The 4,786-nt window shown below is 67.0% G+C and carries 2 protein-coding genes and 2 pseudogenes; 2 read left to right on the forward strand and 2 right to left on the reverse strand.

All coding sequences use genetic code 11. The features are described from left to right. Together JCM9942_RS10975 and JCM9942_RS10980 are read right to left on the reverse strand one after the other, a co-directional pair. Positions 1–594 (reverse strand): annotated as a pseudogene (locus JCM9942_RS10975) (energy transducer TonB); the annotation flags it as partial. A 191-nt stretch (positions 595–785) separates the two neighbouring features. Continuing rightward, positions 786–1,334: a TIGR00645 family protein gene (locus JCM9942_RS10980; protein WP_054659647.1), complete on the reverse strand. Its 549-nt coding sequence runs from the start codon at positions 1,332–1,334 to the stop codon at positions 786–788. 110 nt (positions 1,335–1,444) lie between these two features. Between JCM9942_RS10980 and JCM9942_RS10985 the strand changes: the two genes are divergently transcribed. Together JCM9942_RS10985 and JCM9942_RS10990 are read left to right on the forward strand one after the other, a co-directional pair. Continuing rightward, entirely contained in the window at positions 1,445–2,137 is a 693-nt protein-coding gene (locus JCM9942_RS10985; protein WP_054659649.1) for a glutathione binding-like protein, read from the forward strand. 185 nt (positions 2,138–2,322) lie between these two features. Next, positions 2,323–4,433 (forward strand): annotated as a pseudogene (locus tag JCM9942_RS10990) (S9 family peptidase). Positions 4,434–4,786: the final 353 nt, after the last annotated feature.

A 4,786-nucleotide genomic window follows, 5' to 3' on the forward strand; every position in this document is an offset into this window, starting at 1 on the left:
CTGGGCCGCGCTGGCCTCGGCGGCCTGCTGCTGGGCCAGGCGCTGCTGTTCGACCAGCTGCTTGGCGCGGGTTTCGGCTTCACGCTTGACCTTGTCGGTCTCCTCCTGGGTGCGTTTGACCGCCACCTGCATGCCGGAGGTGATGCCCTGCTTCAGGCGCGGCAGCGCCGGGGCGCCGGCGTCGACCTTCTCGATCAGGGCCACCAGCCGCTGCGCTTCGGCGAAGTCCTCGCGGGCCAGACTCTGCTCGGCGGCGATCAGGGTGTAGGGCTGCAGATCGGTCAACGCGCTCTTGACCGCGGCATCGTCGGGCAGCTTGTCGCGCAGGGCCAGGTAGTACTCCATCGCGTTGTCGCCGGCCGGGGCGTACATGCGGTTCTCGCGCAACGCGGCACTGGCCGAATCGCGCAGCTGCTCGGTATCCATTGATTGCACCTTGGCCGAGACGGCCGGTGCCGGTGCAGCGGCGGGCGCGGCTGCCGGTGTGACCGGTGCAGGCGTGGTTTCTTCCTTGCCCGAGCAGGCCACCAGAGCGGCCACCAGCAAACTGGGCGCGAGCAGGCGCGCTTTGCCATGGATCGTGACGTACGACATCAGACTTCCCCTTGAATCGACGAACGCGAAAGTGATTGCCCGGACCGGGTGACTGCACGGCGTTTCCCGACGCCGGCGATCTGGAGCAAAGGGCGAATCTAGCATTGCCACCCCTGCCTGCACGAGGCGGGGATGCTGATGGTGTGAAAGAGAGACGCCCGTCACAATGTGGCGGGCGTCGGGAGTGTAGTTCAGTGGCTGGCGCTTTTCGACGAGCCGTTGTGCATCAGCTTGTCGGTCCAGGCGATGCCGATGGCCGAGAGGATGAACACGCAGTGGATGATGGTCTGCCACAGCACCCCGGCTTCGGTGTACTTGCTGCCTTCGGCGCCCAGGTTGCCGATCTCGATGAAGGTCTTGAGCAGGTGGATCGAGGAGATGCCGATGATCGACAGCGCCAGTTTGACCTTCAGCACCGAGGCGTTGACGTGGCTCAGCCACTCGGGCTGGTCCGGATGGCCCTGCAGGCGCAGGCGCGAGACGAAGGTCTCGTAGCCGCCGACGATCACCATCACCAGCAGGTTGGAGATCATCACCACATCGATCAGGCCCAGCACCGCCAGCATGATCAGCTGCTCGCTCATTTCCGTGGCCGAGTGGATCAGGTGCCACAGCTCCTTGCCGAACAGGAACACGTAGACGCCCTGGGCCAGGATCAGCCCCAGGTACAGCGGCAGCTGCAGCCAGCGCGAGGCGAAGATCAGGGAGGGAAGCGGGCTCAGCGGCTTGAATTCGGACATCGGTCAGGGAATGCTGCGTTGCGGAAAGCAGGCAGATTAACGGCACGGCCGTAACGCTGCCAAGCACGCCGTTGCCTACACTGGGGGCTGCCTTTCCTGGAGCCGTACGCATGATCGACCTCTATTACTGGCCCACCCCCAATGGCCACAAGATCACCCTGCTGCTGGAGGAGGCCGGGCTGGAGTACCGCATCGTCCCGGTCAATATCGGCAAGGGCGACCAGTTTTTGCCGGAATTCCTCGCCATTTCGCCGAACAACAAGATGCCGGCCATCGTCGACCACGCCCCGGCCGATGGCGGCGCGCCGGTGAGCGTGTTCGAATCCGGCGCGATCCTGCTGTACCTGGCCGAGAAGACCGGCCGTTTCCTGCCGACCGACCTGCGCGGGCGCGCCGCCACCCTGGAGTGGCTGTTCTGGCAGATGGGCGGGCTGGGGCCGATGAGCGGGCAGATGGGCCATTTCAACGTGTATGCCGCCGAGCGCATTCCCTATGCGATCGAGCGCTACGACAGCGAGGTGCGGCGCCTGCACCGGGTGATGGACAGGCGCCTGGCACAGTCGGCCTACCTGGCCGGTGAGGAGTACGGCATCGCCGACATGGCCTGCTACCCGTGGATCGGCGCCTACGACAAGCTGCCGGTGGATTTTGACGCCTTTCCCTATCTGCAGCGCTGGCACCAGGCCATTGCCGCCCGGCCGGCCACGCAGCGGGCGTATGCGCTGGGGCCGACGGTCAACCCGCAGGCCGGGCAGCCGCTGAGCGAGGAAGAACGCCAGCAGCTGTTCGGCCGGCGCGACTGACTCACGCAGGGGCAAGGACGCAGGGGCTCGGCTAGGATGGCCCGATCCGTGCTGTCGCCGACAGGAATTCCATGCGTCCCTTGTTTCTTGCCCTTGCCATGATTTTCGCCACTCCCGCCGTCCACGCCGAAAAGCTGACCCTCGAAGCCATCACCGGCAACGCGCCGCTGTCCGGTCCGACGCTGATGAAGCCCAAGGTGGCGCCGGATGGCTCGCGGGTGACCTTCCTGCGCGGCAAGGACAGCGACCGCAACCAGCTGGACCTGTGGGAATACGACATCGCCAGCGGCCAGACCCGGCTGCTGGTGGACTCCAAGATCGTGCTGCCCGGCACCGAGACCCTGAGCGACGCGGAGAAGGCGCGCCGCGAGCGCCAGCGCATCGCCGCGCTGAGCGGCATCGTCGATTACCAGTGGTCGCCCGATGCCCGGACGTTGCTGTTCCCGCTCGGCGGCGAGCTCTACCTGTACGACCTGGGCAAGCAGGGCCGCGAGGCGGTGCGCCAGCTCACCCACGGCGAAGGCTTCAGCACCGACGCCAAGCTCTCGCCCAAGGGCGGATTCGTCAGCTTCGTGCGCGAGCGCAATCTGTGGGTGATCGATCTGGCCAGCGGCAAGCAGCTGCAGCTGACCCGCGACGGCAGCGCCACTATCGGCAACGGCGTGGCCGAGTTCGTCGCCGACGAGGAAATGGACCGCCATACCGGTTACTGGTGGGCGCCGGATGACTCGGCCATCGCCTTCGCCCGCATCGACGAATCACCGGTGCCGGTGCAGAAGCGCTATGAGATGTATGCCGACCGCGTGGAGATGATCGAGCAGCGCTACCCGGCCGCCGGCGATGCCAACGTGCGGGTCACCCTGGGCGTGATCGCGCCGCGCGCCGATGCGGCGGTGAACTGGGTGGACCTGGGCAAGCAGACCGATATGTACCTGACCCGCGTGAACTGGCGCGATCCGCAGCACCTCACCTTCCAGCGCCAGAGCCGTGACCAGAAGACGCTGGAGTTGATCGAGGCCAATCTGGCCGATGGCCGGCAGCGCACGCTGGCCACCGAGACCGGCACCACCTGGGTGCCACTGCACAACAGCCTGCGCTTCCTCAAGGACGGCCGCTTTGTGTGGTCCTCCGAGCGCAGCGGCTTCCAGCACCTGTACCTGGCCAGCGCCGATGGCAAGCAGATGACCGCGCTGACCTCGGGCAACTGGCCGGTGGACGAGCTGCTGGCCGTGGACGAGGACGCCGGCACCGTGTATTTCCGCGCCGGTGTGGAATCGCCGCTGCGCAGCGAGATCTACGCCGTGCCGCTGGCCGGCGGCAGCCCGAAGAAGCTCTCGCGCAGCCCCGGCATGCACAGCGCCGCGTTCGCCCACAACGCCAGCGTCTATGTGGACAGCTGGTCCAACCACACCACGCCGCCGCAGATCGAGCTGTTCCGCGCGAGCGGCGAGAAGATCGCCACGCTGCTGGACAACAACCTGGCGGACCCGAAGCACCCGTACGCGAAGTACCGTGACGCGCAGCGCCCGGTCGAGTACGGCACGCTGACGGCCGCCGACGGCAAGACCGTGCTGCATTACAGCCTGATCAAGCCCGAGGGCTTCGACCCGGCGAAGAAATACCCGGTGGCCGTGTACGTCTACGGCGGCCCGGCCTCGCAGACGGTGACCGACAGCTGGCCGGGCCGTGGCGACCACCTGTTCAACCAGTACCTGGCCCAGCGCGGCTATGTGGTGTTCTCGCTGGACAACCGCGGCACGCCGCGCCGCGGCCGTGACTTCGGCGGCGCGCTGTACGGCGTGCAGGGCACGGTGGAAGTGGCCGACCAGCTCAAGGGCGTGCAGTGGCTGAAGGCGCAGCATGGGTGGACGGTGCGCGCATCGGCGTGCAGGGCTGGTCCAACGGCGGCTACATGACCTTGATGCTGCTGGCCAAGGCCTCGGACCAGTACGCCTGCGGCGTGGCCGGTGCACCGGTCACCGACTGGGGCCTGTACGACACCCATTACACCGAGCGCTACATGAACCTGCCGGCGGCCAATGTCGAGGGTTACCGCGAGGCGCGCGTGCTCACCCATATCGACGGGCTGACCTCGCCGCTGCTGCTGATCCACGGCATGGCCGATGACAACGTGCTGTTCTCCAACTCGACCAGCCTGATGAGCGCATTGCAGAAACGTGGCCAGCCGTTCGAGCTGATGACCTATCCGGGTGCCAAGCACGGCCTGTCGGGCATGGATGCACTGCACCGCTACCGCGTCGCCGAGAACTTCCTTGGGCGCTGCCTGAAGCCCTGAGCGGCGTTGCTGGGGTGGTTTGTGGGGAAGGGCTGCAAGCCAACGCCAAATGCACCCTTCCCGCCCCTTCCCTTGTCCCCGGCAAAGGGAGGGAGCTGTTCGCGGCGGTGTGTCAGGCCGCCGCCCAGCCGCGGGTCTCGCCCGTTGGCCGCAGGCCAGGGGGAGGTCCGGTAAGGGATGAGCGTTGCCCCCGTTGCTGCCACTCCCGCGAACAGCCCCCACTTCCTACCCTTGCCGCCCCGGTAGCGACTGCGTACGGTCAGCCAATTCCTTACGGAGCTGTCCATGAAGCCTCTCGTCCTCGCCGTCGCGCTCGCCCTTGCCGCCCCGCTGCCGCTCACCGCAAGCGCCGC

The sequence above is a fragment of the Stenotrophomonas pictorum JCM 9942 genome (genome assembly GCF_001310775.1).
Taxonomy (GTDB): domain Bacteria; phylum Pseudomonadota; class Gammaproteobacteria; order Xanthomonadales; family Xanthomonadaceae; genus Stenotrophomonas; species Stenotrophomonas pictorum.